We start from the raw sequence: 945 nt of genomic DNA on the forward strand, positions 1-945 counted from the left end.
GAACCGTACCGGGTTTGTCGGAGAGTCAATATTCTGAGAGACTATCCCGATGACAAAATTAAAATATACCCCTGAAATCAGAGAAAGAGCGGTTCAATTATTGATTGAATCTGAAAAAGATTATCCATCGAATTGGGCTGCGATCACCGCTATTGCTCCCAAGATAGGTTGTACTCCTGAAACACTACGTGTTTGGTATCAAAAATATTTAGATAAACAAAATCCAGTTAAAGTACAGCAGCTTTCAGACCAAGAACGTATCAAACAACTCGAACGCGAAAATAAAGAACTGCAACGCGCCAATGAAATTCTACGTAAAGCAGCCGCTTTTTTCGCCCAGGCGGAGCTCGACCGCCCACACAAATAATGGTGGATTTTATCCATAATAATAAAGAGCTGTACGGAGTCGAGGCGATTTGTAGAATTTTACCGATCGCACCTTCAACCTATTACCGGACTCTAGATCTCTGCGAAAATCCAGAACATCGAGCAAAGCGAGATTTACATGACTTGCATCATGCTGAGGAGATTAAACGAATTTGGAAAGAAAGTTCAGGTCGATACGGTGTGCGTAAGGTCTGGCAACAACTGAAACGTGAAGGCTATGTGATTGCACGTTGTACAGTTGCTCGATTGATGCAGAAGCTAGGTATACAAGGTGTTTGGCGCGGTAAGAATAAACAAACTACCCGTAGCCGGGATGACCAAAAACGGGCAGATGATTTAGTGAAACGTAATTTTAGTGCTGATCATCCAAACCAACTATGGGTCGGTGACTTTACGTATATTCAAACTCATTCAGGCTGGGTCTATACCGCCTTTATTATTGATGTGTTTTCACGAGCAATTGTTGGATGGAAAGTATCTACACGGATGAATACAGATATGGTGCTCGATGCATTGGAGCAAGCATTGCATGATCGCGGCATGCCAAAGAATGTGATT

General features: G+C 42.4%; 1 pseudogene and 1 other annotated feature. The pseudogene reads left to right on the top strand.

The features are described 5' to 3' along the window. Positions 1-49: 49 nt before the first annotated feature. Positions 50-945 (top strand): annotated as a pseudogene (locus G5T77_RS04730) (IS3 family transposase); the annotation flags it as partial. After that, positions 325-441: a sequence feature (AL1L pseudoknot), on the top strand. (Overlaps the previous pseudogene by 117 nt.)

The organism is Acinetobacter sp. GFQ9D191M, assembly GCF_011174875.1.
In the GTDB taxonomy this organism is placed as follows: domain Bacteria; phylum Pseudomonadota; class Gammaproteobacteria; order Pseudomonadales; family Moraxellaceae; genus Acinetobacter.